This window comes from Pusillimonas sp., assembly GCF_035515275.1.
Classification (GTDB): Bacteria; Pseudomonadota; Gammaproteobacteria; order Burkholderiales; family Burkholderiaceae_B; genus Pusillimonas.
Genome location: NZ_DATJBQ010000138.1, coordinates 39,404 through 62,713, shown reverse-complemented (window position 1 = coordinate 62,713; position 23,310 = coordinate 39,404). Strand labels below are relative to the sequence as shown.

Sequence of the window (23,310 nt, the reverse complement as noted above, 5' to 3'; positions counted from 1 at the left end):
GCATCATCGATGGCATGGCACAGATAGTCGTAAGCCCCACGGCCGGCGTCGGCACTAAGCCTGCCCGCCGGCAGCTTGCTGGGCAGTGGGGGCCGACGGTTAAGCACGTAGATGGTTCCTGGTGGCGCCTGCTTGGGCAGGGCGTCGATACCTTCGATGGGAACCACCTGGGTTGCCAGGCCCAGGTGCTGCGCTGTTTCGCGCAGCACGCCCGCATCGCCGTACACGACAGTGGGCGCCGCAGCGCCCGCCGTTGTGTATGGGGACGCAGGCGTGCTGCAAGACACCGCCCGGCGCCTCGGGCTGGCTGTCGCCATTTCGCCGATTGAGCACATCGACGCACTGCCCGAACAGATGCCTCCCGGCACACTGATCGTCCTCAACCGCCGACAACCTTTGCCGCGCAACTTGCCCATGGGGAAATTAAGCGCAGAGGCCGGCCGCGGCGCTTACGATTATTTGTGCCATGCCATCGACGATGCAATAGCGGGCCGCTTGCGCGCCATTGTCACTGCGCCGCTTAATAAAGACGCCATGCAGGCGGGCGGCATTGATTTTCCGGGTCATACTGAAATTCTGGCCGAGCGCACCGGTACCACTGACTATGCCATGATGCTGGCCAACCCCGAGTTGCGGGTTATTTTGGTCACCATCCACCTGGCTTTGGCAGACATTTTCAAACACATCACCATTGAAAATGAGCTGACCACCATCAGGCTGGCGCACAAGGCCTGCCTGCAGGCCGGGGTCGTGCAGCCTCGCATTGCAGTGGCCGGCCTGAACCCCCACGCGGGCGAGAACGGCCGTTTCGGCCAAGAAGAAATCCACATCATCGGACCCGCTATCGCCCAGGCACAAGCACAAGGCCTGAATGTGTCCGGCCCCTGGCCGGGCGACACTATTTTCATGCGGGCGCGCAAAGGCGAATTCGACATCGTCGTAGCGCAGTACCACGATCAGGGTTTAATACCTGTCAAATACCTGGGTGTCGAACAAGGGGTCAACGTTACCGTGGGCCTGCCTTTCGTGCGCACCAGCGTCGACCACGGCACTGCCTTCGACATCGCCGGTCAAGGCATCGCCGACCCTTCCTCACTTCACGCCGCTTACGATATGGCGGTGGCCATGACCCAAGTGTTTTCCACCCCCCAGCGCGATTGACACACGCTCCATTCTTAGATGTTTCGCATAGACCCGTTTCTGCTCAAGCTGCTGCTTGTCATGCTGGCCGCCAGTCGGTTGCCGGCACACGGCACCACAGCCGTTGTGTTCGGCTGGATCACCCTTGGCGCCCGATCGTGTACGCGTTTAAAGCGTCATGCCGGGCGTAAAGTTCAGGAAGCGGGTGCTGGCGCCCTGGAAGGTCAGGCGCACCGAACCGATAGGTCCGTTACGCTGCTTGCCGATAATAATCTCGGCCGAACCCTTGTCGGGCGAATCGGGGTTGTAGACTTCGTCGCGGTAAATGAAGAGGATCAGGTCGGCGTCCTGCTCGATGGCGCCCGACTCGCGCAAATCGCTCATGACAGGCCGCTTGTTGGGACGCTGCTCGAGGCTGCGGTTAAGCTGTGACAACGCGATCAATGGGCAATTAAGCTCTTTGGCAAGCCCCTTCAGCGACCGGCTGATCTCTGAAATTTCGGTGGCCCGGTTTTCGCCCGCCGAGTTGGCCGACATCAGCTGCATATAGTCGATAATGATCAGGCCAAGCTGGCCGCACTGACGCGCCAGGCGCCGTGACCGCGCACGCACTTCCATCGAACTGAGCGCCGGTGTTTCGTCGATGTATATCTGGGCTTCCTGCACTTTTTGAACCGCATGGGTGAGCCGCGGCCAGTCATCGGCCGTAAGCTTGCCCGTGCGCATGCGATGCTGGTCGAGCATTCCCACCGAGCCCACCATGCGCATGGCCAGTTGCACGGCGCCCATTTCCATCGAGAACACCGCAACCGGCAGGCCCTGCTCAATGGCCACGTGCTCGCCGATATTCATGGAGAACGAAGTTTTACCCATGGAGGGGCGACCCGCCACAATCACCAGGTCGCCGGGTTGCAGACCGGAGGTCATGCGGTCCAGGTCGTTGAAGCCTGTGGGAACACCGGTAATGTCGGAATCGCCTTCGCGATGATAGAGTTCGTCGATGCGCTCGACCACCTGCGACAGCAGCGGTTGTATCTCTTGGAAGCCCGAATTGCCACGCGCCCCTTCCTGGGCAATTTGAAAGACTCGCGACTCGGCTTCGTCCAGTAATTGACGAGCCTCTTTGCCATTGGGATTGAACGCCGCCGCTGAGATCTCGTCGGCGACGGACACCAGCTTGCGCAACATGGACCGTTCGCGCACGATCTCGGCATAGCGACGAATATTGGCCGCTGATGGCGTGTTGTGCGCCAGGGCGTTAAGGTACGACAGGCCACCCACTTCGTCGCCCTTGCCGACGCTGGACAGCGACTCGTATACCGTAACCACGTCGGCCGGCCTGGCCAGGCCGATCAGCCGCGTAATGTGCTGCCAGATAATCTTATGGTCGAACCGATAAAAATCTTCTTCGCCCAAGACATCGGTGATGCGATCAAAGGCGGAGTTATCGAGCAGCAGGCCGCCCAGCACCGATTGCTCGGCCTCGACCGAATGGGGCGGCACCCGCAGATAGTCGAGCTGGGCGTCGCCCGAAAGTTTTTTAGTGTCCAACATATATTGTTTGGCGTGACCGGAATAAAAAAAGCCGGCTTGCGCCGGCTTATAGCGAATGCAAAGCGCGGTACACAGGCCGTGTAGGCCAATGTACCATGCCCGAGCCGGCCTGGATCAGGCCATTTCGCCTTGCACTTGCAGCGTAATGTCGGAGACGACGTCTGCATGCAGAAGAACCTGCACGGGGAACTCGCCCACCGCCTTGATGGCACCGTCGGCCAGGCGGATCTGCGACTTCTGGATGCCCTCGAAACCATCGGCGGCCAGCGCTTCAGCGATGTCCATGGTGGTTACCGAGCCAAACAGACGACCGTCAACACCGGCTTTTTGCGAAATCTTGAGAGTGCGACCGTTGAGCTTGGCGCCGGTTGCTTCGGCAGCGGCCAGCTTCTCGGCCTGGGCCTTCTCGATTTCGGCGCGGCGTGCTTCGAACTCTTTGAGGGCCGCGTCGGTTGCGCGACGGGCGATTTTCTTGGGAATCAGGTAGTTGCGGGCGTAACCGTCGCGAACACGGACGACTTCACCGAGGTTACCCAGATTGACGACTTTTTCGAGCAGAATGACTTGCATGACGTAGCCTCGGGTTAATTGTGGTTGTCGGTGTAGGGCAGCAGCGCCAGGAAGCGCGCACGCTTGATCGCGGAATCGAGCTGGCGCTGATAGTGGGCCTTGGTGCCGGTAAGACGTGCAGGAATGATCTTGCCGTTTTCCTGGATGAAATCACGCAGGGTGTCCAGGTCTTTGTAGTCGATCTGCTCGACACCTGCTGCCGTGAAACGGCAGAATTTACGGCGCTTGAAAAGCGGGTTCTGTTGCGTGAACTTACGTTTCTCTTTGCCTTTTTTGAAGAAAGCCATTTGTGTGCCTATTGTCTGATGCCCGGGCTGCGCCCTGGGCTGAATTACGATGCATCGAACCGCTTGCGGCCAACGCGTTGTTTATTCGTTCGAATTTGCTAGACCACGGCGCTGCCGCCACCTGCAAAAACCCGACTTGCCTGCTGGATATGAACCACCAGCTTGCCGGAACCTTTGCGCGTCGGTGCCAGAAAACCCTGGATGGAAAGACCGGCTCCGAGTGGCGTGTCTGCCAACAACAAAGCGATATCGCCCAGGGCTACTGCCCCGACCGTCATGCTGATACGACGCTGCATGCCGGCCTGCAAAACTTCCGACTCGTGCTCCAACTGCATTTCAAGGGCGGGAACACCTGCGGGGGTGTATCGCAACGGCTTGAGTTCAAGAACGGTAGCCGTCAGTGCAAGCTGGTTCACGGGCAAATTCCGAACGAGCTGCTTATTCCTTGTCGGAGCCGGCCGATTCGGTGCTGGCCTTGCGGGCCTCTTCACGCTCGACGGACTTCATCATGATGGACGGTGCAGTGTCGGCCTTTTTGGTCTTGATGACCAGGTGGCGCAGCACAGCGTCGTTGTAGCGGAACGAATGCTCGAGTTCGTCGAGAGTGGTTTGGCCGCACTCGATGTTCATGCAAACGTAATGAGCCTTGACAAGCTTTTGAATGGGATAAGCCAGCTGACGGCGACCCCAGTCTTCGAGGCGATGCACTTGGCCGCCTTCGCCGGTAACCAGCGACTGGTAGCGCTCGATCATGGCGGGCACTTGCTCGCTTTGATCGGGATGCACAATAAACACTACTTCGTAGTGACGCATGTAATACTCCTTGTGGATGTCTTTTGGCATAACCTGCCAAAAGGTTAGCCCGCCAAGCCTTACGCTATAACAGTGCACGCTTTAACAGCGCACTTTGAACCGCAGCTTAAACCGCCGCACACTCACTATTCAGCACAAAACCGGTCGAGCAAGAAACCAGCTAGTTTAGCATGGCTTGCGCTGTGGCGCGAGCCATTGTTGGATCAGCCTTCAACCACGGCGTACGCCGAATGGTTGTGAATGGATTCGAAGTTCTCTGCCTCGACGCGAAAGCGTTGCACACCCTTGGTGCTTTTGACCACCATGGCCACGTCACGCACCAGGTCTTCGACAAACTTGGGGTTGTCGTAGGCCCTTTCGGTAACGTATTTCTCGTCGCCACGCTTGAGCAGGCCCCAAAGCTCGCAAGATGCTTGTTGCTCGATGCTTTGAATAAACCCCGGCAAGTCGAGCCCGCCCAGGTCACCTACCACAGCGCTGACGGTGACGTGCGAACGCTGGTTATGGGCGCCGTACTCGGAAATGGCCTTTGAGCATGGGCACAAGCTGGTTACCGGCACCACCACGGTAAGCTCGAACGCGGTGGATTCGCCCAGAGAGGCACGCGCCGACCATTTGACTTCGTAGTCGAGAAGGCTGGATACGCCCGATACCGGTGCTACCTTGTCGATGAAGTATGGAAAAACAGCCGTAATGTCGCCCTGATTGGCATTAAGCAAGGGCAGCATTTTTTCGGCCATCTCGCAAAAAAGCGCCGGAGTCAGGGGTGTACGACGGTGCTGGTCGAGCAAGGCCACGAAGCGCGACATATGCGTGCCTTTTTCTTCGGCGGGCAACGCGACGGTGAGCTCCCAGTTGGCAACGGTGGGCAATGCCTCGCCGTTGGCGCCCGCAACCAGCATCGGATGCCGCACGCCGCGCACACCCACGCGTTGAATGGCCAGACGACGGGTGTCTAGGCTGCTTTGCACATCGGGCATCGCAACGACGGAATCGGTAACTGAATTCATAACTTGACCTGAATAAGCCAGGCCGCAGGCCTGGCCACTGAAGTAGACAACTATTTATTATGGGTCAGTTTAGCCGCAAATGCGCTTAATCCCCTATGGAACTGGGGACATTATGGGTTTTGGCGCTGAGCAGGCCCGGGAAGCGGGCCTGGATGGAACGCTCGATACCCTGGGCATCCAGACCCAGCGAGGCCAGCAGCGCGCCTTGCTCGCCATGGTCGATGAAACAATCGGGCAAGCCCAGTTGCAGCACCGGAACGCTCGCCCCACAGGCGCTGAGGTGTTCAAGCACCGCGCTGCCCGCCCCCCCCATGATGGCGGCTTCTTCGACCGTTACGATGGCCTCATGGCTTTTAACCAGCGTATCAAGCAGCTCGGTATCCAGCGGCTTGACGAAACGCATGTCAACCACGGTGGCGTCCAGTTGCTCAGCGGCCTTAAGCGCTGCCTGCACCAAGGTGCCGAACCCGACAATGGCAATGCCCCGCCCTTGGCGCAGGATACGTCCTTTGCCCAGCGGTACCGTAGCCAACCCCGCCTCGACCAATGCCCCACACCCGGCTCCGCGTGGGTATCGCACTGCCGCGGGCCCCTCGTGGTGGTAGCAGGTGGAAAGCAACAGACGCGTTTCGTTCTCGTCTGACGGCGCCGCCACAACCATATTGGGAATACAGCGCAAAAAGGCAATGTCGTAGTTGCCGGCATGGGTTGCCCCATCGGCCCCCACCAGGCCGGCGCGATCCAGCGCAAACGTGACGTCAAGATCTTGCAGCGCCACATCATGGATCAGCTGGTCATATCCGCGTTGCAGGAAGGTGGAATAAATGGCCACGACCGGCTTCATGCCGTCACAGGCCAGGCCGGCCGCGAAGGTCACCGCATGCTGCTCGGCAATGCCTACGTCGAAATAGCGCCGGGGAAACCGCTTATGAAACTCGACCATGCCGCTGCCCTCGCGCATGGCGGGCGTAATGCCTATCAGGCGTGTGTCGTTCTCGGCCATGTCGCACAACCAGTGGCCGAACACCTGCGTAAAGGTCTGGCGAGGCGGCGAAGAAGGCTTCTGGATGCCCACCGTAGGGTCGAATTTGCCCGGTCCGTGGTACAGAACCGGATCGGCTTCGGCCAGCTTGTAGCCCTGGCCCTTGCGTGTGACCACATGCAAGAACTGCAGCCCGCCCAGCGAACGCAGGTTCTCGAGCGTGGGAATCAATGCGTCGAGGTCGTGGCCGTCGATAGGGCCGACATAATTGAAACCCAATTCTTCAAACAAAGTGGCCGGCGAGGCTACCAGACCCTTTGCGTGACCTTCGAAGCGACGCGCCAACTCGAGCATGGGCGGAACATGCTGCAACACGGCGCGCCCCATGTTCTTGGCGGTGGCGTAAAACCGCCCCGACAACAAGCGCGCAAAATAGTGGTTAAGCGCACCCACCGGCGGCGAGATCGACATGTCGTTGTCGTTAAGCACCACCAGCATGTTGACGTCAGGCGTTACGCCCGCATTGTTCAGGGCCTCGAATGCCATGCCGGCTGTCATGGCTCCGTCGCCGATGACGGCAATATGTTGGCGCTGCAGGCCTTTATTGCGAGCCGCCACCGCCATGCCCAAGGCCGCCGAAATCGATGTAGACGAATGTGCCGTGCCGAAAGCGTCGTAGGGCGACTCGCTACGCTTGGGAAAGCCCGATATACCGCCTCGCTGACGCAGGTGCGCCATGGCCTCGCGACGTCCGGTTAGGATCTTGTGGGGATAAGACTGGTGGCCGACATCCCACACAATGGGGTCGTCGGGCGTATTGAATACATGATGCAGCGCGATAGTGAGCTCGACTGTACCCAGGTTGGACGACAAATGCCCCCCCGTTTTCGACACCGACTCCAGGACGAAGGCGCGCAACTGGCCCGCCAATTCTTTCAGCTCGCGGCGATCCAGCGCCCTTAGATCGGCCGGAGACTCAATTTGTTCGAGAGAAACAGTAGTCATACGTAAAAAGCGAATATCGGGAGCATGAAGTTCTGGTGAATGATGCCGCGTCAGCGATTGCGCCCGACGATATAGTCGGCAAGCTCAGCAAGACGTGTGCCGGTTGGGCCCAAGGGCAGTATTGCCGTCTGAGCCTCATGCAAAAGGGCCTTGAGCAAATCGCGCGAACCATCCAGACCAAGCAGCGAAACATAGGTAGGTTTATTGCCGGCAGCGTCTTTGCCCGCGGTTTTTCCGAGGGTGGACGTGTCAGCCACCACATCCAGCACGTCATCCACAATCTGAAAGGCCAGACCCACTGCGTCGGCGTATTTCTCTAGTCCCTGACGCGCGGTAGAGCTGGCCCCCACCACAACTCCGCCCAGCAAAACACTGGCTTCGAGCATGGCGCCGGTTTTCATGCTGTGCATGGTTTGCAGTTGCTCTTGAGTAAGGTTCAAGCCCACGCTGGCGCAATCGATGGCCTGCCCCCCCACCATGCCGGCGCTACCCGAGCAGCGGGCAAGCGTTTCAACGGCCTGCACCACTAGGGCGGGCGCCACAGGCATCTGAGCCAGAAGCTCAAACGCCAGAGGTTGTAGTGCGTCGCCCGCCAGCATGGCAGTGGCCTCGTCGTATTGCACATGTACGGTGGGACGACCGCGGCGCAGCTGATCATCATCCATGCATGGCAGGTCGTCGTGCACCAGCGAGTAGGCGTGTATCAGTTCGACAGCGGCGGCGGCATGATCAAGCGCAATGCCCTGCGCCGCTGAAACGCCCTTGCCGGCGGGCGCGCAGGCCTCGCCGGCGGCGTAGACCAGCGCGGCTCGAATGCGCTTTCCGCCACCCATGGCAGCGTAACGCATGGCTTCATGCAGACGCGCCGGGGCCACGGTGGATTCGGGTAAGAACCCCTCAAGCACGGACTCCATGTGCTGCGCCCGCTGGGCCAGCCAGTCGGGAAATTCAATTTGGCTCATGATCAGCTCTCGGCAGGCGGGCTTATGTCGAGTTCGTCGAAGGGCTTGAGCAAATTGCCCTGCAATACCTTGACTTGCTCTTCGGCAGAGTCAAGCAACTTCTGGCAGATGCGGGCCAACTCAACCCCTTTTTGATAGGCCGCCAACGATTGATCCAAAGGCAACGAACCGTTCTCCATCTGCGACACCAGGCTTTCGAGCTGCGCCAGCGCCGTCTCGAAATCTTGAGGCAGTTCGTTTGCGTCAGGCACACCGCCTGCTTCCAGCGCCGCACCGGGTGCCTTGCCGTGATCAACCATAGGAAAAATTCCAGAAAGAAGAATTCGGCTTGCGCCGTAAAAATCGATTTGCAATACGAATTGTACGAGATGCGGGCCCCCAACTCACAAAAACGTATGGGAACCCTTGTTTTATAAAGGAAAATCTACGCTACAATTAAAAGTTCACTTCCGATTTCATCGACGCGGGGGGAATCCATGACCGACATTGGTCGGGAGGCGCAATTTGCGCTTGCGCGAACTCAATTATCAGTCAGCAGCTACTTTGACGAAGCCGTTTTTGCTCGCGAAAAAGCACTGATTTTCAAGCAGTCATCCATTTACGCCGGGCACGAAAAGCAAGTTCCCGCAATGGGCGACTGGCGCACCCTGCCCCACGAAAACAGCGGTCGGGTGCTTGTGCATGGCCCCCAAGGCATTGAGCTCATGTCTAATGTTTGCCGCCATCGGCAGGCAATTATGCTGGGTTTCAACCAAAACGGTGCGCCTGCCTCGGGCAATCTGCAGCAAACGGGCGGCAATATCGTCTGCCCGGTGCATCGCTGGACATACAGCGTACAGGGCGAGCTGCTGGGTGCACCGCTTTTTCCTGAAACGCCGTGCATGAACCTGCAGCGCTACAGCCTTAAGAACTGCCACGGCCTGCTGTTCGAAGGCCCACGCGACCCCGCCACCGACATGGCCGACTTGTTCAAGCGCCCCGAGTTCGATTTTTCAGACTACGTGCTTGACCACGTTGAAATCCATCATTGCCACTACAACTGGAAAACCTTCATCGAGGTCTATCTCGAGGACTATCACGTCGGGCCCTTTCACCCGGGCCTGGGCCGTTTTGTGACCTGCGACGATCTGAGCTGGGAGTTTTCCGAATGGTTCAGCCTGCAGCGCGTGGGCGTACATAATGCCCTGGCTCAGCCAGGCAGCGACATATACAGCAAGTGGCACGACCAGCTGCTGGGCTACCGGCAAGGGCAGCCGCCCGATTTCGGAGCCGTATGGGTCACCTATTTTCCCACTCACATGATCGAGCTCTACCCTCACGTGGTGGTGCTGTCTACGCTGCATCCCATTAGCCCGCAAGAAACCGTCAACGTGGTCGAGTTTTACTACCCCGAAGAAATCGCGGCGTTCGAGCGCGATTTCGTCGAAGCGCAACGGGCGGCCTATATGGAAACCGCCATCGAAGACGACGAAATCGCCGAGCGCATGGATGCTGGCCGTAAAGCGCTGATGCAACGGGGTATCGACGAATCAGGCCCTTATCAGTCGCCCATGGAAGACGGCATGCTGCATTTTCATGCCTGGTATCGAAAGATAATGTCCGGCAAGGCGGCTTAGCGGTCGCCCTTTGCCACCGGGCGCTTGGCGTCGCTGCACCATTCGCTCCACGAACCCGGATACAGCGCGGATCCATGCAGGCCTGCCAGTTCCATGGCAAACAAATTATGGCTGGCCGTAATGCCCGAACCGCACTGATGCACCACTTGCCGGGCGTCACGTTCGCCCAACAGCTCGGTGAATTCTTCATGTAGTTGCTCTGCCGGCTTGAACCGGCCGTTGGCCTGCAAGTTCAATGAGTTTGGCCGGTTAAGCGCCCCCGGAATATGCCCCGCCACCGGGTCCATGGGTTCGACCTCTCCGCGAAAACGTTCAGGCGCCCGCGCATCGAGTACGGTAAAAGTCGGCGCACTAAGGTTGGCCAATACGGCCTGGGCATCCACAATGGGCATGCTCGGCACGTCATTCGGCATGGACTGGGCGGCGGAAACGGCCGGCGCGTCAGACATGGCTGCCGCACCGGCCTCGACCAAGCCCCCCGAATCCAACCAAGCCTGCCAACCGCCATCAAGCACCGCCACCTGCTGATGCCCCATCCAGCGAAGCATCCACCAGACGTGAGCGGCGAACATGCCTGCGCTCGCGTCATACACCACGACCCTGGAATCGGGCTTTAGCCCCAGGCCCCGCATGAACACGGCGAAATCGTTCAAGCTGGGCAATGGGTGTCGGCCGTTGACTCCGGTTCGCGGCGCAGAAAGCTGGCGCTCGTGGTCCAGGTATATGGCTCCGGGTATATGCCCTTCGTCATAGGCCTTGCGCCCTGCGCTATGGTCGGCAAGGTCGTGACGGGCATCGAAAACGAGCCACGGCTCGTGGGCCATGGCGTGTTGAAGTTGGTCGGGTGTGATCAGAATATCGCTCAAGGTGAACCTCTTGTTTGGAAATATCGCTCGGTGCGACGGCCTGCTTTGCCACTAAGTTACCCCGGTTTCATGCCCGAACCCGACGCCTGCCGTCGCTTGCTGCTGTCGGTATAAGTACGCCAGGTAGAAAGCAAGCCCGATCCAATAATAAATGCCATGCCCGCCCATGCCACGACATCGGGGCGGTCACCCCAAAAAACAATACCCAGCAGTGTCGCAAAAATAATGGTCGTGTATTGCAAGGCCGCGGTCAGTAAAGTAGACCCGTAACCGAAGGCGCGTGTCATGGCAAGCTGGCCCACCAACCCTGAGGTGCCCAATGCAAAGAGGCCGAGCCAGGCTTGCGGGCCCGCGTGCGCCCAGCCTTGCACAATCAGGCCGACAACACTGGTCAGGCACACACAAGCGGAAAATATAAACACGGTGCGCCACTCGGGTTCGCCCACCCGGCCCAATTCACGGACCTGGAGCATGGCCACCGCGCTGAGCGCCCCCGCGCAAAGCCCCAACAGACCAGCGAAAAAATGCTCTTCGCCGATGCTCGGCCGCAACACTCCCACCACGCCCAAAAAACCAAATACGACCGCCGCAATGCGCAGCCAGTCACGTCGAATCGCGCCGGAAACCAGCATCCAGCCCGCGATGAACAGGGGCGACGTGTAGTTAAGACTGATTGCTGTGGGCAGGGGCAGGTTCGACAAGGCATAAAAACCCACCCACATGGAGGAAATGCCCGACACATTGCGCCATAGATGCAATTTCCAGGTAGGTGGGCGCAATGTGCGTCGCGTCGAGCTGGCCCAGATAAACAACAGCAGCACCGACGGAATACCGCGAAACAGGACAATTTGCGAAAGCGATGCGCCAAAATCAGCCGCGACCTTGATGCATGCGCCCATGACCGCAAACATGGCACACGCCAGCAACATCCACAACGATTGCATCTAACCACCCAATAGCGCAGGGACCAAAGACGCTACTATACTTGCGTCGCGGACTTTGTTTGTGCCGGTGCACCGCAGCTTTTTCCCAGTTCAATGAAATAATTTGCGCTTCGGGCACTTTAATCCCCGCCAGCTGTCTCCATATATTCTCAGGCAACATTAATACTACAGTTCGCAAGACAGGAAACCTTTGCATGAAACGCATCTTTCTTTTTCTGGTGACCAACCTCGCCGTTCTGGTCGTGCTCAGCATTACCATGAGCGTACTGGGTGTCGGGCGCTTCCTGACCGCCGAAGGCCTTGACCTGGGCCAACTGCTGATATTTGCCGCGCTGGTCGGTTTTACCGGTTCGTTCATTTCATTGCTGATGAGCAAATGGATGGCCAAGCAAAGCACGGGCGCGCGCGTTATCGACCCCCAGGCCCCCGCCAATTCGCGTGAGCGCTGGCTGGTCGACACCGTGCACCAGCTGGCCGACCGCGCCGGCATCGGCCACCCCGAAGTGGCCATCTACGAAGGCGAGCCAAACGCCTTTGCCACCGGCGCCTTCAAGAACAACGCCTTGGTCGCCGTATCGACCGGCTTGCTGCAAAGCATGACCGAAGAAGAGGTGGCAGCCGTTCTGGGACACGAAGTGGCCCACGTAGCCAACGGCGACATGATCACCCTTACCCTGATACAAGGCGTAGTCAACACCTTTGTGGTGTTCTTTGCCCGCGTGGTGGGGTATTTTGTAGACCGCGTCTTGCTCAAAAACGACCGTGACGGCGTGGGCATGGGTTATTACGCCACGGTCATCGTCTGTGAAATAGTATTCGGCATCCTGGCATCGATCATCGTGGCCTGGTTCTCGCGTCAGCGCGAGTTTCGTGCCGATGCCGGTTCGGCCAAGCTCATGGGCGCACGTGAGCCCATGATCCGCGCACTGGCCCGCTTAGGTGGCCTGGAGCCGGGTGCGTTGCCAAAAACCTTTGAAGCCTCGGGTATTTCGGGCGGTCGCGGCATTGGCGCCCTGTTTGCCACCCACCCCCCCATTGAAACGCGCATTCGCGCCTTGCAAGAGCGCACAGTCGCAAACTAGGCAGCCCTTTATTGAAGCCAGCGTCTGACCGACGCTTGCAAAACCGCCGGCCAGATACAGTTTGTGTAGCTGGCCGGTTGTTTTTTACAAATGAGTCTTGAACCATTCAAGCGCCTTGGCCCAGGCGTCGCGAGCATCGCGCTCGTTATAGCTGGGGCGGTAATCCGCGTAAAAAGCATGGTCTGAATCGGGGTAGACCACCACGCGGGAAGCCTGGGCCACCGCGTTTCCGTTAGCCAGCCCTTTTTCCATGCGGCGCACGTCTTCGAGCGGAATGCTGGCATCTCGGCCACCATACAGGCCCAGGACAGGTGCTTTCAGTGTCGGCCCCACATCAACCGGGTTACGCTTTTGCAAAGGGCCGTGGCCTACCGCCAGCTTGCCATACCATGCCACCCCCGCCTTGGCCACATCACTGTGCTCAAGATACATCCAGGTAAGCCTGCCCCCCCAACAGAAGCCGGTAACGCCCAGCCGGGCAGTGTCGCCCCCCTGCTGGCCGGCCCATTTGGCTGCGGCATCCAGATCGGCAAAGACCTGCTCGTCGGAGACTTTGGAAACGATGTCACGAATAAGTTCGGGCACATTTTCGTAGGTACTTGGGTCGCCCTGCCGTTGGTAGAGCTCGACCGACACCGCAAAATAGCCTTCGCGTGCGAAGCGTCGGCAGACATCGCGAATGTGTTCGTGCAGGCCGAACACCTCTTGGAGCACCAGAATGACCGGCAGCCCCTCCTTGCCTTGCGGTCTGGCGTAGTAGGCATCAATCACGCCGTCGAAGGTGGGCAGTTTGAAGTCGCCCTGCTCCAGCCCCTGGGTGGGCGTATGTATGGTGGTATCAGCCTGACCTGTAATACGTGAAAAAGACATTTGTCAGCTCCTTGTTTGAATGAAGTCTAGTGGGCCTGTTCCCAGTTGTCGCCGACCCCCACCTCGGCCACCAATGGCACGTCAAGCTTGGCAACGTCGCACATCAGGGCAGGCAGTTCGGCGCGAACCAGATCGATTTCGTGGTCGGGCACCTCGAGCACCAGTTCGTCGTGCACCTGCATGATCACGACGGCTTCCAGCTTGTTGGCCTCGATCCAGCGCTGCACCGCCACCATGGCCATTTTGATCAGGTCGGCGGCCGTACCCTGCACCGGCGCATTAATGGCCGCGCGCTCTGCGCCTGCCAGTCTGGGCCCTTTGGCGCCCTTGATGTCGGGCAGCCACAAGCGGCGTCCGAACACGGTTTCGACGTAGCCCTGCTCGCGCGCCTTGAGCTTGGTTTGCTCCATGTACGACGCCACGCCGGGGTAGCGCGTAAAGTAACGATCAATGTAAGACCGCGCTGCGTCGCGTGTAATGCCCAGGTTGGTTGCCAGCCCGAACTCGCCCATGCCATAGATAAGGCCGAAGTTGATCGCCTTGGCGGCTCGGCGCTGCTCGGCAGAAACCTGCGCCAGCGGTGTGCCGAAGACTTCGGCGGCGGTTGCCATGTGAATGTCTTCGCCCCGCTCAAAAGCACTTTGCAGGTTTTTGTCGCCCGACATGTGCGCCATGACGCGCAACTCGACTTGCGAATAGTCGGCCGACGCGATCTTGCCCCGAGCCGGAACAAAGGCGCTACGCACCCGTCGCCCTTCGGCAGTGCGTACGGGTATGTTCTGCAGATTAGGGTCTGAAGAGGCAAGCCGCCCGGTTACCACCGCCGCTTGCGAGTAACGAGTATGAACCCGGCCTGTTTTTGGGTCGACCATACGAGGCAGTTTGTCGGTGTAGGTGGATTTAAGTTTGGACAGGCCACGGTATTCGAGCAATACCTGGGGCAAGGGATAGTCGCGAGCGAGTTTGGTCAGTACGTCTTCGTCGGTAGACGGAGCACCGCTTGCCGTCTTGCGCACAACCGGCAGTTCCATGCGCTGGAACAGGATCTCGCCCAGTTGTTTGGGCGAATTAAGATTGAAGGGTTGCCCCGCAAGCTCGTGTGCCTTCTGTTCAAGCTCGAGCATTTGCCGGCCCAGTTCGTGACTTTGGGTATTCAATACCTGCACGTCGATACGCACACCCGTGCGTTCGATCGTTGTCAGCACTCCGGACACCTGAAGCTCGAGCTGGTAAATGCGTTCGAACCCTTCATTGGCCGCAACCTGCGGTCGCAACACCTGATGCAAGCGCAAGGTGTAGTCGGCGTCCTCACAGGCGTAAATGGCCGCCTTGGCAAGCTCAACCTCGTCGAAACAGATTTGTTTGGCACCCTTGCCACAAAGCTCTTCGTAGGTAACGCCAGTAACCCCGAGCCAGCGCTGGGCAAGCTCTTGCATATTGACGCGCCGATGCGACTCGAGCACGTACGATTGCAGCATGGTGTCTTCGGCGATGCCGGCAAGCGCAATGCCTTCGTTGCTGAAGATATGACTGTCGTACTTGGCGTTATGCAACACCTTGGCGGCCTTGGGGTCTTCGAGCCAGGGGCGCAACCGTGACCACACTTCGGACATGGACAACTGTTGCGGATTGTCGGGCCCGCGATGCGTCATGGGTATGTAGCAGGCTTGCCCAGGCTCGACCGACAGTGACAGACCTACAATACGCGCCTGCATCGGATCGATTGACGTGGTTTCGGTGTCAAGCGCAACCAGTTTGGCCTTGCTCAGGCGCTCGACCCAGATATCGAGCGCCGCGCGGTCGACCACGGTTTCGTAGTTCACCTGGGCAGGCGCCGGGGGCAGCTCGGGCGCGATGCGTGCATCTTGTTCGGGTATGCGCTCGGCATCGCCGCTAAGCTCGCGCAACCAGGTACGAAAACCGTATTGGTCATACAGGTCGATAAGCGTGTCGCGATCGAGCTTTTTTGGCCTCAGATCGGATAGATCGTCGGATAAAAATGGAATATCGCAATCGAGCTTGATCGAAACCAGTCTGCGCGTCATGTCAAAGTCGGGAATGGCCTTGCGCAAATTATTGCCCGCCACCCCTTTTATTTCGTCGGCATTCGCCACGAGATTGTCTAGCGTGTCGTAGGCATTAAGCCATTTGGCGGCAGTTTTGGGCCCGACCTTTTCGACTCCTGGAATATTGTCAACGGCATCGCCTGTTAACATCAGATAATCAATGATCTGGTCGGGGCGCACACCGAACTTGCGCATCACCCCCTCGACGTCGGATTTTTCTCCGCTCATGGTGTTTACGAGCTCGACGTCTTCGTTTACCAACTGAGCCAGATCTTTGTCTCCGGTAGAAATTACCGTGCGCACGCCCAGGGCCGTGGCCTGTTTGGCAAGGGTTCCGATAACGTCGTCGGCTTCGACCCCCGACACAGCCAGCACCGGCCAACCCAACGCTGCCACCATTTTGTGTATGGGCTCGATCTGTGCACGCAGATCATCGGGCATGTCGGGTCGGTGCCCCTTGTAAAGAGGGTAAATATCGTCACGAAAAGTGCCACCTTTGGCATCGAAGACGCAGGCCGCGTAATCTGCCTTGTAATCCTGAAGCAGCCTACGTAACATGGAAACGACACCATACATGGCGCCCGTTGGTTCGCCTTTGGCATTACGCAGATCGGGCAGGGCATGATAGGCACGGTACAAATAGCTGGACCCATCAACAAGCAACAAGGTTTTTTTCATGACAGTAAATAAAATAGTGCGCGCATCGGCAGCCGAGCAGATTCCCCAAATTATGTCAGAGATGCAGGCTGCCGCCGACACCCTGATGCAGGTGGGTTGGGGTGTAAGCGTTTTTGGCAGCGCCCGCATCAAGCCCGACTCGCCGTACTACCAGCTAAGCGAACTTTTAGGTCAACGCTTGGCTCAGGCCGGCTTGCCGGTTATTGCCGGGGGCGGGCCCGGCATTATGGAGGCCGCCAACAAAGGAGCCTATACAGCCGGAGGCACAAGTATAGGCCTGAACATCAGCCTGCCCCGCGAAACCACCAATAACCACTACCAGACACACAGCCTTCAGTTTGAGTATTTTTATTCGCGCAAGGCGACGTTCTTTATGCATAGTGCAGCCTACATTGCCATGCCCGGCGGCTTTGGAACGCTAGACGAGCTATTCGAAGTGATGACCTTAGTGCAAACACGCAAGGTTCCGCCTGCGCCCATCATCTTAATGGGGGCCGACTTCTGGGCCGGCCTGTTCGACTGGATGAGGCAACAGCTTTTGACCCATAAGCTCATCGGCCCCAACGACCTTGAGCTGGTCACCATCAGCGACGATATCGACGTGGTGATGCAGCACATTGAAGGCTTTTGCTCTGATTACGCCGAACATCTGGGCCGTAGCGCCATATTGCCCACAGAATAGGCCCGCAGCCCGCGAACGAAGCGGGCGCGGCACCGACCTTGCACCGCCAGTTCTTTTCTGAACGGGGCTTATTTACGAGACAGGGCCTGGGCAACCAGATACCCTGAACCGCCACCCAGGCCTGGGCCAGGGTGGGTGGACGCACCAATGTGGAACACATTTTTATACGGTGTTTTGTGTGCCCTGGCCCCGTCGGCGCCGGCAAAAGGCCTTAGCCAGAAGAACTGGTCGGGCGAGCAGATTCCCGAATAAGGGTCGCCGCCCACCAAGTTGCAATTAAGCGCTTCAAGGTCGCCGGGTGAAAAAGCGCGCCGCCCAATAACCAGACTGGAAAGCCCCGGCAGCACTGCTTCGAGCGACGCCTGCACCCGATCGGCCATGGCTTCGCGCACGGTGTCGTTCCAGCGCCCATCGGCGGGCGCTTCGATAAGCCCTGCGGCATCGCCCTTGATGTGTGTGGGCATTTCTTGTAACTGCAGCCAAAGTATCCACTTGCCGTCGGGCGCGCGCGAAGGGTCGACCGCCACAGGCTGGCCGATCGCGATGGTGGGGTTGCGTGGCAATAAGCCGTTATTGGCTTCGGCCACCGACATGCTGACCGACTCCATGCTGCCGGCCAGGTGGACCAGGGGTACGTTGAGCATTTCGGGATCGCGCCAGGGGGCGGGAGCATCAAGGGCAAAGTGAATTTGCATGCAACCCCGACCAAAGGCGTAGCCCTGAGCCTGCTTGCGCACCGCTTGCGGTGCGTCGGGCAGTAGCCGACCATACAGTTGAGGAGGAGTTACATTGCAGACCACGGCCTCGCTTGCCGTATAAACGGTGTCGCCCGCCTTGACGCCGCTAGCCCGGTCGCCCGAAACCTGCACCTGGGTAACGTCTACGCCGGTAAGCACTTGGCCGCCATGTCGCTCAATAAGGGCCTGCAAGGCTTTGACCAGGTTTTGACTGCCCCCCTTGACCACCGGCATGCCGCCCGCCACCACCGCGCCGAAGGTAAGCTTGCCTATCAGGGCCGAGGAGGCTTCGTCAGGCCCTAGCCCGGTGTGAAGCACCCACGGGCTGATCATGGCGCGAGCCAGATCGGAGCCGAGCTCGCGCTGAGCCCAGCGGCGGAAACTTTCGAGCGACTCGGCGGCATAGGCCAGCAGACCATTGGTGCCGCGCTTGCGCCACTCGGAAAACAAGAGACGGCCCACCTTCCAGTCGTAAGGCGAGTTGCCCAGCAGACCGAAGGTAAGGGCGGCGTCTTTTCCAAACAACTGGGCGGCCATGGCACCGAAGGCCTGCCCGTCGCCCGGCGCCACCTGGTCGATGCGACGCACTGCGTCGTCGATGTCTTGGCGTAGCGCCAGGGTGCGACCGTCGGGCATGGCCACACCGGTGGTGTATCCGTTGGTTAGAAACTCGACGCCCAGCGAGGCGAGGTCGTCTTTGAGTTCAGGATAAGCGGCTCCGCCCAAAAACAAGGGGTACCACGAAGACAGGACCTCGTGGTGGAACCCCGGAAAGAGTTCTTCGGTGCGGATGCACCCCCCCGCCCGGTCGTTGCGTTCGAGCACCAGTACTGATTTGCCGCGCTTGGCCAGCAAGGCGGCGCACACCAGTGAGTTCATGCCGCTGCCCACGACGATGACCTGAGCTTGGGTATTGCTCATGCATCCCTCCGTTGTCTCTTGATTTTGATGTTATTGGTCTTGAAGCCGATTAGGGAACCAGAGCCAGCACACGCAGCGGGCTACCCGAACCACCTTTGATCTTGAGCGGCGCCGAAACAATGACAGCGCCCTTGACTGGCAACTGATCCAGATTGTTCAGGCACTGCAGGCCATACTTGCCGGCACCGTGCATGAGGGTATGGCAGGGATAAGGCATGGACCAACCATATGACTGGCCGGCATCTGTATTGATGGTTTCAACACCAAAGCCGTGAACGTTGCGCTCTTTGATGAGCCATTCGACAGCCTCTTGGCTGGGGCCGGGAGTATGGGCGCCGTCTTCGCGCATGTTGACGTAAGACGCGGGGTCGCTTAAACGCTTGGACCACCCTGTACGGAACAACACCCAGTTACCTTCAGGGATGCGGCCGTGTTCGGCTTCCCAGTTTTTAAGGAATTCGACGGTAAGTACCCAGTCGTCGTCCTGACTGACCTGTTCGGTCGCATCTACAACCACTGCCGGCGCAATGAAGTTGGCAGGGTCGATGGTGTCGACCGAGTTGTTTGGCAGGTCTTTGCCCGATATCCAGTGTGCGGGTGCGTCAAAATGGGTGCCGGTGTGCTCGCCACACGTGAAGTTGTTCCAGTACCAGGCCGGGCCGGCATCGTCGTAGTGCGAAATGGTTTCCATCTTGAATGCCGCCACCTGGCCGAACTGGGGGGGCAACTGCAACGGCGGGAAGTCGGGAGACAAAGTATGGGTAAGGTCCACGACTTTGAAGTCGCCTTTAGCCAGAAGGTCGGTAAAACTGGAAGCAGGTGTGGTCATGAAAGTCTCCATTTAAAATACGTAGGATAGCGGCGCTATTCGAAACGCGCCGCCTGGGTTTATATGTATGGTTTTTATTTACACTTAGTTTAAACTTAAATAATCCTTGCAGTCATCTGCGCGACTGGCGCCACTCGCTGCACCGGCGCGACGCGTTCCCTGGAGGTCTGCTTCCATGAACCTGCCGTCCACCCCAGCGTTTCCTGCCGGCGATGCAAGCCCGGTTCGCCTGTTTCATTCTCACGACCTGGACGAAACCCGCAGCACCGTAGGACGCGTGTTCAAGCCCCATGCGCTGGGCGTGCTTGGGCAGCGCCAAAAACTCGACGCCTTCATGGACCACCTCGCACTGGGCCAGGCATCAATCAACCGGCTTTGTTACGGCGCCAATGTCAGCATCGAACCCGACTGCCTCGACCACTTCCTGCTCGTGCAAATGCCGCTTCAGGGCAGCGCCCAGATCCGTTGCGGCGATCAAAAAATCACCTCCAGCCCCTACACGGCGTCGGTACTTACCCCTACGCTGCCGCTGCACATGCAGTGGCAGGGCCAGTGCGACCAGCTTATCGTGCGCCTTGAGCGCAGCTCGCTCGAAGCGGCCTGCAGCGCCCAACTGGGGCATGCCCTGCCCCACCCCATCGAGTTCGAGCTTGGCATGAACCTGCGCGAAGGCCAGGGAGCGGCCTGGCTGGCCCTGGTCCGGTTTTTAACCTCGTCGGCGTTTGCGTCGGGCCCCGCCGGCCACGAGCTCATCGGCCGGCAGATCGAGCATCTGCTGGTTACCACCCTGCTTACCCAGCACCGTCACAACTATACCGACGCCCTGGCCCGCCCTGTCCAAACGCCGCCCACCCATTATGTGCAACGCGCCCAAGACTACATAGTCGCCCACTACCGCGAACCCATCACCCTCGAAACACTGGCCCGACACGCGGCTATCAGTGCGCGCAGCCTGCACAAGGGTTTTCAACGGCATAAAGGCATGTCACCCATGGCGTTCTTGCGACTGGTCCGCCTGCAGCAGGTGCGCCAAGAGCTGCTGCAAGCCCGCTGTAACGCCGAGCCCATCAGCATCACCCGGGCGGCACTTGACGCGGGCTTCAGCCATCCGGGGCATTTCACTCAGGCCTACCGCAGCCAGTTCGGTGAAACGCCCACACAAACACTTAGCGCCGGGTAGCGGGCCGCCATCAGGCCGCAGGCTTGCCGCGCAACGGCACCGCACGCGCATGCCCTTCTTTGGCCCGAAGACGCTTCAGCAACGCCTTGCTGACCGAGCGATAGTCTTTTGCATTGCTGGGCAGCAACCACTGCTTGAAACGAGTGGCCGCTGATACATTCAGTCCCATTTCGTTCAGCATTTCGTCGATATTGTGCATCGAGAAGGGAATAATATTGGTGCCGCGCGCATGCTTGCCCTCGGTGCGCTCTTGCATCCAGCGCAGCCGCCTGCGCACATGTTCCAGTCGCTGTTCTTGTGGCGGAAGCGCAATCTCGTCCATCAGGTAGCCGGCGATCCACAAAGCAGCCACTTCGGCGCTCAAGGGACTGTAGAACGACGAGTTATACCCACAGAAGTAAAGGTTGGGCAGATTGAAAGGCAGGATCTGCCTGTACAACATGAAGTTGCCTTCTTCGTCGGTAAGTTGCTTTTGCACGGCCTCCGAAAAGAACGGCACCACCTGCTTGAATCCGGTTCCACAGATAACCAGGTCGGCTGGGACCCGACTTCCGTCGCTCAGCTCGGCAATGGGCTGCCCGCGATCCTGACCCAAGCGCACAATTTCGCACTCGCGCAGCACCTGGCTGCGACCTTGCTCGACCTGTTTATATAACCTGTCGGTTGCCAGGCTGACGGTGCTGCGTGCAATCCGATCAAAGGTGCCTTCAGGCACCAGGCCGAGCTTGTCGAGTTTAAGCTGCTTGGTCGATACGGACTGAAGCGAACCGATCATGCCGTCGCGCACGCCCTTGCCCGGGCCATGCAGAAAACGCTCAAAGCCCTTTTGCTCGATATACGGAAACAGGCCTTCTCCCATGCGGGTCAACATCAGGTATTTGTAATTGAGTACATTGAGGATCTTGCGCGGCATTTTCCAGAGCAGTTCGCGCGCCACTACCTTGGTCGACATGGCAACCTCGCCCACCGCCGCCGCAACGTCGCAGGATGATTTCCCGTAGCCCACCACGAGCACGTGCTTGCCCCGCGCCTGCTCCACGTCATGAAATTCGGACGTGGCGCACAGGCGACCACCCGCGGACTCAAAGGTTTCACGTCCTTCATAGGGAGGAATGAAAGGCTCGGAAAAAATTCCATTTGCAACAATAAGGCTGTCGACCTCATGTTCGGTGGTTGCACCCAGGCGGGTATCGCGCACCACCAGACGCCACCCGTCCTGGTCGTTGGGTTCGGCCGAAAGCACCTCGGCGTTCAAGCGTATGGATCCGTTCAGGTCGAAATGATTGGCGTAACTCTCGAGATACTGCTGCACCTGCTCGCCGGAAGGCCATTCTGGGTAGGAAGCAGGCATTGGAAAATCGGTGAAGCAGTAGGTGTCCTTGTTGTTCTGGGTACGCAAACCCGGATAGCGCCGCGTGGCGCTCCAGACGCCGCCCACATCGGGCGCCTTTTCGAACACCGCCACCTCGTGACCAAATTCCGACAGTACCTTGGCTGAGCTCAGGCCGGCGAAGCCAGCCCCAATTATTGCAATTTTCATCTTTGTCTCCTTAGTGGCGGCCCACGCCTTGTCGCCGTGCCCACCGTTGACGCGCTCTTGTGGCGCGACTATTTTCGGCCTGCTGAGGCAGGCTCATTAACAATGGATTTACCGGGCCAGCAACGGAATCGCCGGCACCGCTTGCTCGGGCCCCATGGCGCTGTAACCGCCGTCAATCGGCAAGTCGGCGCCGGTAACAAAGGAGGCCTGGGCCGAGCATAAAAACACCACACCCTGGGCGACCTCGTCGGGGTCGCCGACCCTGCCAAGCATGTGGAACGGCGCAGCCACCCTGTCGGTCTTCGCCCGATCGCCACCCGAAAGCTCGTCCATGACACGCGACCACGTCCAGCCCGGCGAAACCGAATTGACGCGTATCCGATCAGCGGCCAGATCCATGGCCATGCTGCGGGTCAGTTGAGCCACCGCGGCCTTGCCCACCGGGTAAAGCCAACGGCCCGTCTGTGCCACCTTGGCACTGATGCTGCTGAAATTGACAATGCTACCGGCACCGCGTTCGACCATATGGGGTCGACACGCTTTACTCATCATGACGGCGCCCACGACGTTCACACTCAGGCTTTGGTTCCAGTCGTCACGTGTGGCGTTAATGCCGTCATCCACATAGCTGCAAGCCAGGTTGACCAAAATATCGATGCCGCCAAACGTTTCCACGGTGCGACGCACGCAATGGTCGATCTGCTGATCGTCGGTAATGTCGGTAGCAATGAATAATGCATTGTCGCCCAGCCCGGCCGCCACCTTGGCGCCGTGTTCTTGATCGATGTCGGCGATCACAACACGTACGCCGCGAGCGTGCAGCGCGGCGGCCACGGCGGCACCAATAATGGTGGCGCCCCCGGTCACGATCGCCGTTTTATTTTCAAGTCCGTCCATGATCTGTCTCCTTGCCCGCCTGCATGGGACGGGTGCTGTCTTATTGATATGTACAGATCATTATGAGCATAGGACGGGC

At 59.0% G+C, this 23,310-nt stretch carries 22 protein-coding genes and 1 pseudogene; 5 read left to right on the top strand and 18 right to left on the bottom strand.

Annotation, left to right across the window (positions count from 1 at the left end):
* Positions 1-209: pseudogene (locus tag VL003_RS10195) on the bottom strand (4-hydroxythreonine-4-phosphate dehydrogenase PdxA); the annotation flags it as partial.
* Between VL003_RS10195 and pdxA the strand changes: the two are divergent.
* Positions 157-1,161 carry a 4-hydroxythreonine-4-phosphate dehydrogenase PdxA gene (pdxA, locus tag VL003_RS10190; protein WP_414708284.1) on the top strand — a complete coding sequence of 335 codons (1,005 nt, stop codon included), beginning with the start codon at positions 157-159 and terminating at the stop codon, positions 1,159-1,161. The pseudogene VL003_RS10195 and the gene pdxA sit on opposite strands and share 53 nt — an antisense overlap.
* Before the next feature lie 147 nt (positions 1,162-1,308).
* Here pdxA and VL003_RS10185 read toward each other — a convergent pair whose 3' ends face one another.
* The 9 genes from VL003_RS10185 to VL003_RS10145 all read right to left on the bottom strand — a co-directional run bounded on the left by VL003_RS10185 (position 1,309) and on the right by VL003_RS10145 (position 8,622).
* Complete coding sequence (locus tag VL003_RS10185; protein WP_325442112.1) at positions 1,309-2,694, bottom strand: replicative DNA helicase; 1,386 nt, start codon at positions 2,692-2,694, stop codon at positions 1,309-1,311.
* A 114-nt stretch (positions 2,695-2,808) separates the two neighbouring features.
* Complete coding sequence (rplI, locus tag VL003_RS10180; RefSeq protein WP_325442110.1) at positions 2,809-3,264, bottom strand: 50S ribosomal protein L9; 456 nt, start codon at positions 3,262-3,264, stop codon at positions 2,809-2,811.
* A gap of 14 nt (positions 3,265-3,278) precedes the next feature.
* On the bottom strand, positions 3,279-3,551 hold the full coding sequence (rpsR, locus tag VL003_RS10175; RefSeq protein ID WP_325442109.1) for a 30S ribosomal protein S18: 273 nt from the start codon (positions 3,549-3,551) through the stop codon (positions 3,279-3,281).
* A 98-nt stretch (positions 3,552-3,649) separates the two neighbouring features.
* Positions 3,650-3,967, bottom strand: a complete 318-nt coding sequence (gene priB, locus VL003_RS10170) for a primosomal replication protein N (protein WP_325442108.1) — start codon at positions 3,965-3,967, stop codon at positions 3,650-3,652.
* Positions 3,968-3,989: 22 nt separating this feature from the next.
* Positions 3,990-4,364, bottom strand: coding sequence for a 30S ribosomal protein S6 (rpsF, locus tag VL003_RS10165; protein WP_325442106.1), 375 nt, complete (start codon positions 4,362-4,364; stop codon positions 3,990-3,992).
* Positions 4,365-4,567: 203 nt separating this feature from the next.
* Positions 4,568-5,374 carry a GTP cyclohydrolase FolE2 gene (gene folE2 / locus VL003_RS10160; protein WP_325442105.1) on the bottom strand — a complete coding sequence of 269 codons (807 nt, stop codon included), beginning with the start codon at positions 5,372-5,374 and terminating at the stop codon, positions 4,568-4,570.
* An 85-nt stretch (positions 5,375-5,459) separates the two neighbouring features.
* Positions 5,460-7,361: a 1-deoxy-D-xylulose-5-phosphate synthase gene (dxs, locus tag VL003_RS10155; RefSeq protein ID WP_325442103.1), complete on the bottom strand. Its 1,902-nt coding sequence runs from the start codon at positions 7,359-7,361 to the stop codon at positions 5,460-5,462.
* 50 nt (positions 7,362-7,411) lie between these two features.
* Complete coding sequence (locus VL003_RS10150; RefSeq protein WP_414708286.1) at positions 7,412-8,329, bottom strand: polyprenyl synthetase family protein; 918 nt, start codon at positions 8,327-8,329, stop codon at positions 7,412-7,414.
* The gene (locus VL003_RS10145; RefSeq protein ID WP_325442099.1) at positions 8,326-8,622 is read right to left on the bottom strand and encodes an exodeoxyribonuclease VII small subunit; all 297 of its coding nucleotides are present in this window, start codon (positions 8,620-8,622) and stop codon (positions 8,326-8,328) included. Before VL003_RS10145 ends, VL003_RS10150 begins: the two co-directional genes overlap by 4 nt.
* Before the next feature lie 177 nt (positions 8,623-8,799).
* Between VL003_RS10145 and VL003_RS10140 the strand changes: the two genes are divergently transcribed.
* Positions 8,800-9,939, top strand: coding sequence for an aromatic ring-hydroxylating oxygenase subunit alpha (locus tag VL003_RS10140; protein WP_325442097.1), 1,140 nt, complete (start codon positions 8,800-8,802; stop codon positions 9,937-9,939).
* On the opposite strand, the gene VL003_RS10135 is transcribed toward VL003_RS10140, so the two are convergent.
* Positions 9,936-10,763 carry a sulfurtransferase gene (locus tag VL003_RS10135; RefSeq protein ID WP_414708285.1) on the bottom strand — a complete coding sequence of 276 codons (828 nt, stop codon included), beginning with the start codon at positions 10,761-10,763 and terminating at the stop codon, positions 9,936-9,938. The two genes, VL003_RS10140 and VL003_RS10135, sit on opposite strands and share 4 nt — an antisense overlap.
* 98 nt (positions 10,764-10,861) lie before the next feature.
* Complete coding sequence (locus tag VL003_RS10130) at positions 10,862-11,749, bottom strand: DMT family transporter (RefSeq protein ID WP_325442095.1); 888 nt, start codon at positions 11,747-11,749, stop codon at positions 10,862-10,864.
* 194 nt (positions 11,750-11,943) lie between these two features.
* On the opposite strand from VL003_RS10130, the gene htpX reads away from it, so the two are divergent.
* The gene (gene htpX / locus VL003_RS10125; protein ID WP_325442093.1) at positions 11,944-12,831 is read left to right on the top strand and encodes a protease HtpX; all 888 of its coding nucleotides are present in this window, start codon (positions 11,944-11,946) and stop codon (positions 12,829-12,831) included.
* Between the two features lie 84 nt (positions 12,832-12,915).
* Here htpX and VL003_RS10120 read toward each other — a convergent pair whose 3' ends face one another.
* Positions 12,916-13,701: a dienelactone hydrolase family protein gene (locus VL003_RS10120; protein WP_325442091.1), complete on the bottom strand. Its 786-nt coding sequence runs from the start codon at positions 13,699-13,701 to the stop codon at positions 12,916-12,918.
* Positions 13,702-13,727: 26 nt separating this feature from the next.
* Positions 13,728-16,445, bottom strand: coding sequence for a DNA polymerase I (polA, locus tag VL003_RS10115; protein ID WP_325442089.1), 2,718 nt, complete (start codon positions 16,443-16,445; stop codon positions 13,728-13,730).
* Here polA and VL003_RS10110 point away from each other — a divergent pair.
* Positions 16,444-17,127 (top strand): LOG family protein, encoded by a 684-nt coding sequence (locus VL003_RS10110; protein WP_487047253.1) that lies wholly within the window; start codon positions 16,444-16,446, stop codon positions 17,125-17,127. The two genes, polA and VL003_RS10110, sit on opposite strands and share 2 nt — an antisense overlap.
* Before the next feature lie 68 nt (positions 17,128-17,195).
* Here the strand turns inward: VL003_RS10110 and VL003_RS10105 are convergent, their stop codons facing one another.
* Together VL003_RS10105 and VL003_RS10100 are read right to left on the bottom strand one after the other, a co-directional pair.
* Positions 17,196-18,785 carry a phytoene desaturase family protein gene (locus tag VL003_RS10105; protein ID WP_325442087.1) on the bottom strand — a complete coding sequence of 530 codons (1,590 nt, stop codon included), beginning with the start codon at positions 18,783-18,785 and terminating at the stop codon, positions 17,196-17,198.
* A 49-nt stretch (positions 18,786-18,834) separates the two neighbouring features.
* Positions 18,835-19,614, bottom strand: a complete 780-nt coding sequence (locus VL003_RS10100) for a cyclase family protein (protein WP_325442085.1) — start codon at positions 19,612-19,614, stop codon at positions 18,835-18,837.
* A gap of 175 nt (positions 19,615-19,789) precedes the next feature.
* Here VL003_RS10100 and VL003_RS10095 point away from each other — a divergent pair, with 175 nt between their 5' ends.
* Entirely contained in the window at positions 19,790-20,794 is a 1,005-nt protein-coding gene (locus VL003_RS10095; RefSeq protein ID WP_325442083.1) for an AraC family transcriptional regulator, read from the top strand.
* 10 nt (positions 20,795-20,804) lie between these two features.
* On the opposite strand, the gene VL003_RS10090 is transcribed toward VL003_RS10095, so the two are convergent.
* Positions 20,805-22,334, bottom strand: coding sequence for a flavin-containing monooxygenase (locus VL003_RS10090; protein ID WP_325442081.1), 1,530 nt, complete (start codon positions 22,332-22,334; stop codon positions 20,805-20,807).
* Between the two features lie 108 nt (positions 22,335-22,442).
* A complete protein-coding gene (locus VL003_RS10085; RefSeq protein ID WP_325442079.1) occupies positions 22,443-23,231 on the bottom strand; it encodes an SDR family oxidoreductase in 789 nt (262 codons plus the stop codon).
* Positions 23,232-23,310 lie beyond the last annotated feature (79 nt).

Excerpts from the sequence above, each read along its gene's own strand:
- VL003_RS10085 (WP_325442079.1), bottom strand. The coding sequence starts at position 23,231 with ATGGACGGACTTGAAAATAAAACGGCGATCGTGACCGGGGGCGCCACC.
- htpX (WP_325442093.1), top strand. The coding sequence starts at position 11,944 with ATGAAACGCATCTTTCTTTTTCTGGTGACCAACCTCGCCGTTCTGGTC.
- VL003_RS10120 (WP_325442091.1), bottom strand. The coding sequence starts at position 13,701 with ATGTCTTTTTCACGTATTACAGGTCAGGCTGATACCACCATACATACG.
- rpsR (WP_325442109.1), bottom strand. The coding sequence starts at position 3,551 with ATGGCTTTCTTCAAAAAAGGCAAAGAGAAACGTAAGTTCACGCAACAG.
- rpsF (WP_325442106.1), bottom strand. The coding sequence starts at position 4,364 with ATGCGTCACTACGAAGTAGTGTTTATTGTGCATCCCGATCAAAGCGAG.
- VL003_RS10090 (WP_325442081.1), bottom strand. The coding sequence starts at position 22,334 with ATGAAAATTGCAATAATTGGGGCTGGCTTCGCCGGCCTGAGCTCAGCC.
- VL003_RS10185 (WP_325442112.1), bottom strand. The coding sequence starts at position 2,694 with ATGTTGGACACTAAAAAACTTTCGGGCGACGCCCAGCTCGACTATCTG.
- VL003_RS10100 (WP_325442085.1), bottom strand. The coding sequence starts at position 19,614 with ATGACCACACCTGCTTCCAGTTTTACCGACCTTCTGGCTAAAGGCGAC.
- VL003_RS10095 (WP_325442083.1), top strand. The coding sequence starts at position 19,790 with ATGAACCTGCCGTCCACCCCAGCGTTTCCTGCCGGCGATGCAAGCCCG.
- VL003_RS10105 (WP_325442087.1), bottom strand. The coding sequence starts at position 18,785 with ATGAGCAATACCCAAGCTCAGGTCATCGTCGTGGGCAGCGGCATGAAC.
- VL003_RS10135 (WP_414708285.1), bottom strand. The coding sequence starts at position 10,763 with ATGGCCCACGAGCCGTGGCTCGTTTTCGATGCCCGTCACGACCTTGCC.
- pdxA (WP_414708284.1), top strand. The coding sequence starts at position 157 with ATGGGAACCACCTGGGTTGCCAGGCCCAGGTGCTGCGCTGTTTCGCGC.
- dxs (WP_325442103.1), bottom strand. The coding sequence starts at position 7,361 with ATGACTACTGTTTCTCTCGAACAAATTGAGTCTCCGGCCGATCTAAGG.
- polA (WP_325442089.1), bottom strand. The coding sequence starts at position 16,445 with ATGAAAAAAACCTTGTTGCTTGTTGATGGGTCCAGCTATTTGTACCGT.
- VL003_RS10140 (WP_325442097.1), top strand. The coding sequence starts at position 8,800 with ATGACCGACATTGGTCGGGAGGCGCAATTTGCGCTTGCGCGAACTCAA.
- VL003_RS10110 (WP_487047253.1), top strand. The coding sequence starts at position 16,444 with ATGACAGTAAATAAAATAGTGCGCGCATCGGCAGCCGAGCAGATTCCC.
- folE2 (WP_325442105.1), bottom strand. The coding sequence starts at position 5,374 with ATGAATTCAGTTACCGATTCCGTCGTTGCGATGCCCGATGTGCAAAGC.
- VL003_RS10145 (WP_325442099.1), bottom strand. The coding sequence starts at position 8,622 with ATGGTTGATCACGGCAAGGCACCCGGTGCGGCGCTGGAAGCAGGCGGT.
- VL003_RS10130 (WP_325442095.1), bottom strand. The coding sequence starts at position 11,749 with ATGCAATCGTTGTGGATGTTGCTGGCGTGTGCCATGTTTGCGGTCATG.
- rplI (WP_325442110.1), bottom strand. The coding sequence starts at position 3,264 with ATGCAAGTCATTCTGCTCGAAAAAGTCGTCAATCTGGGTAACCTCGGT.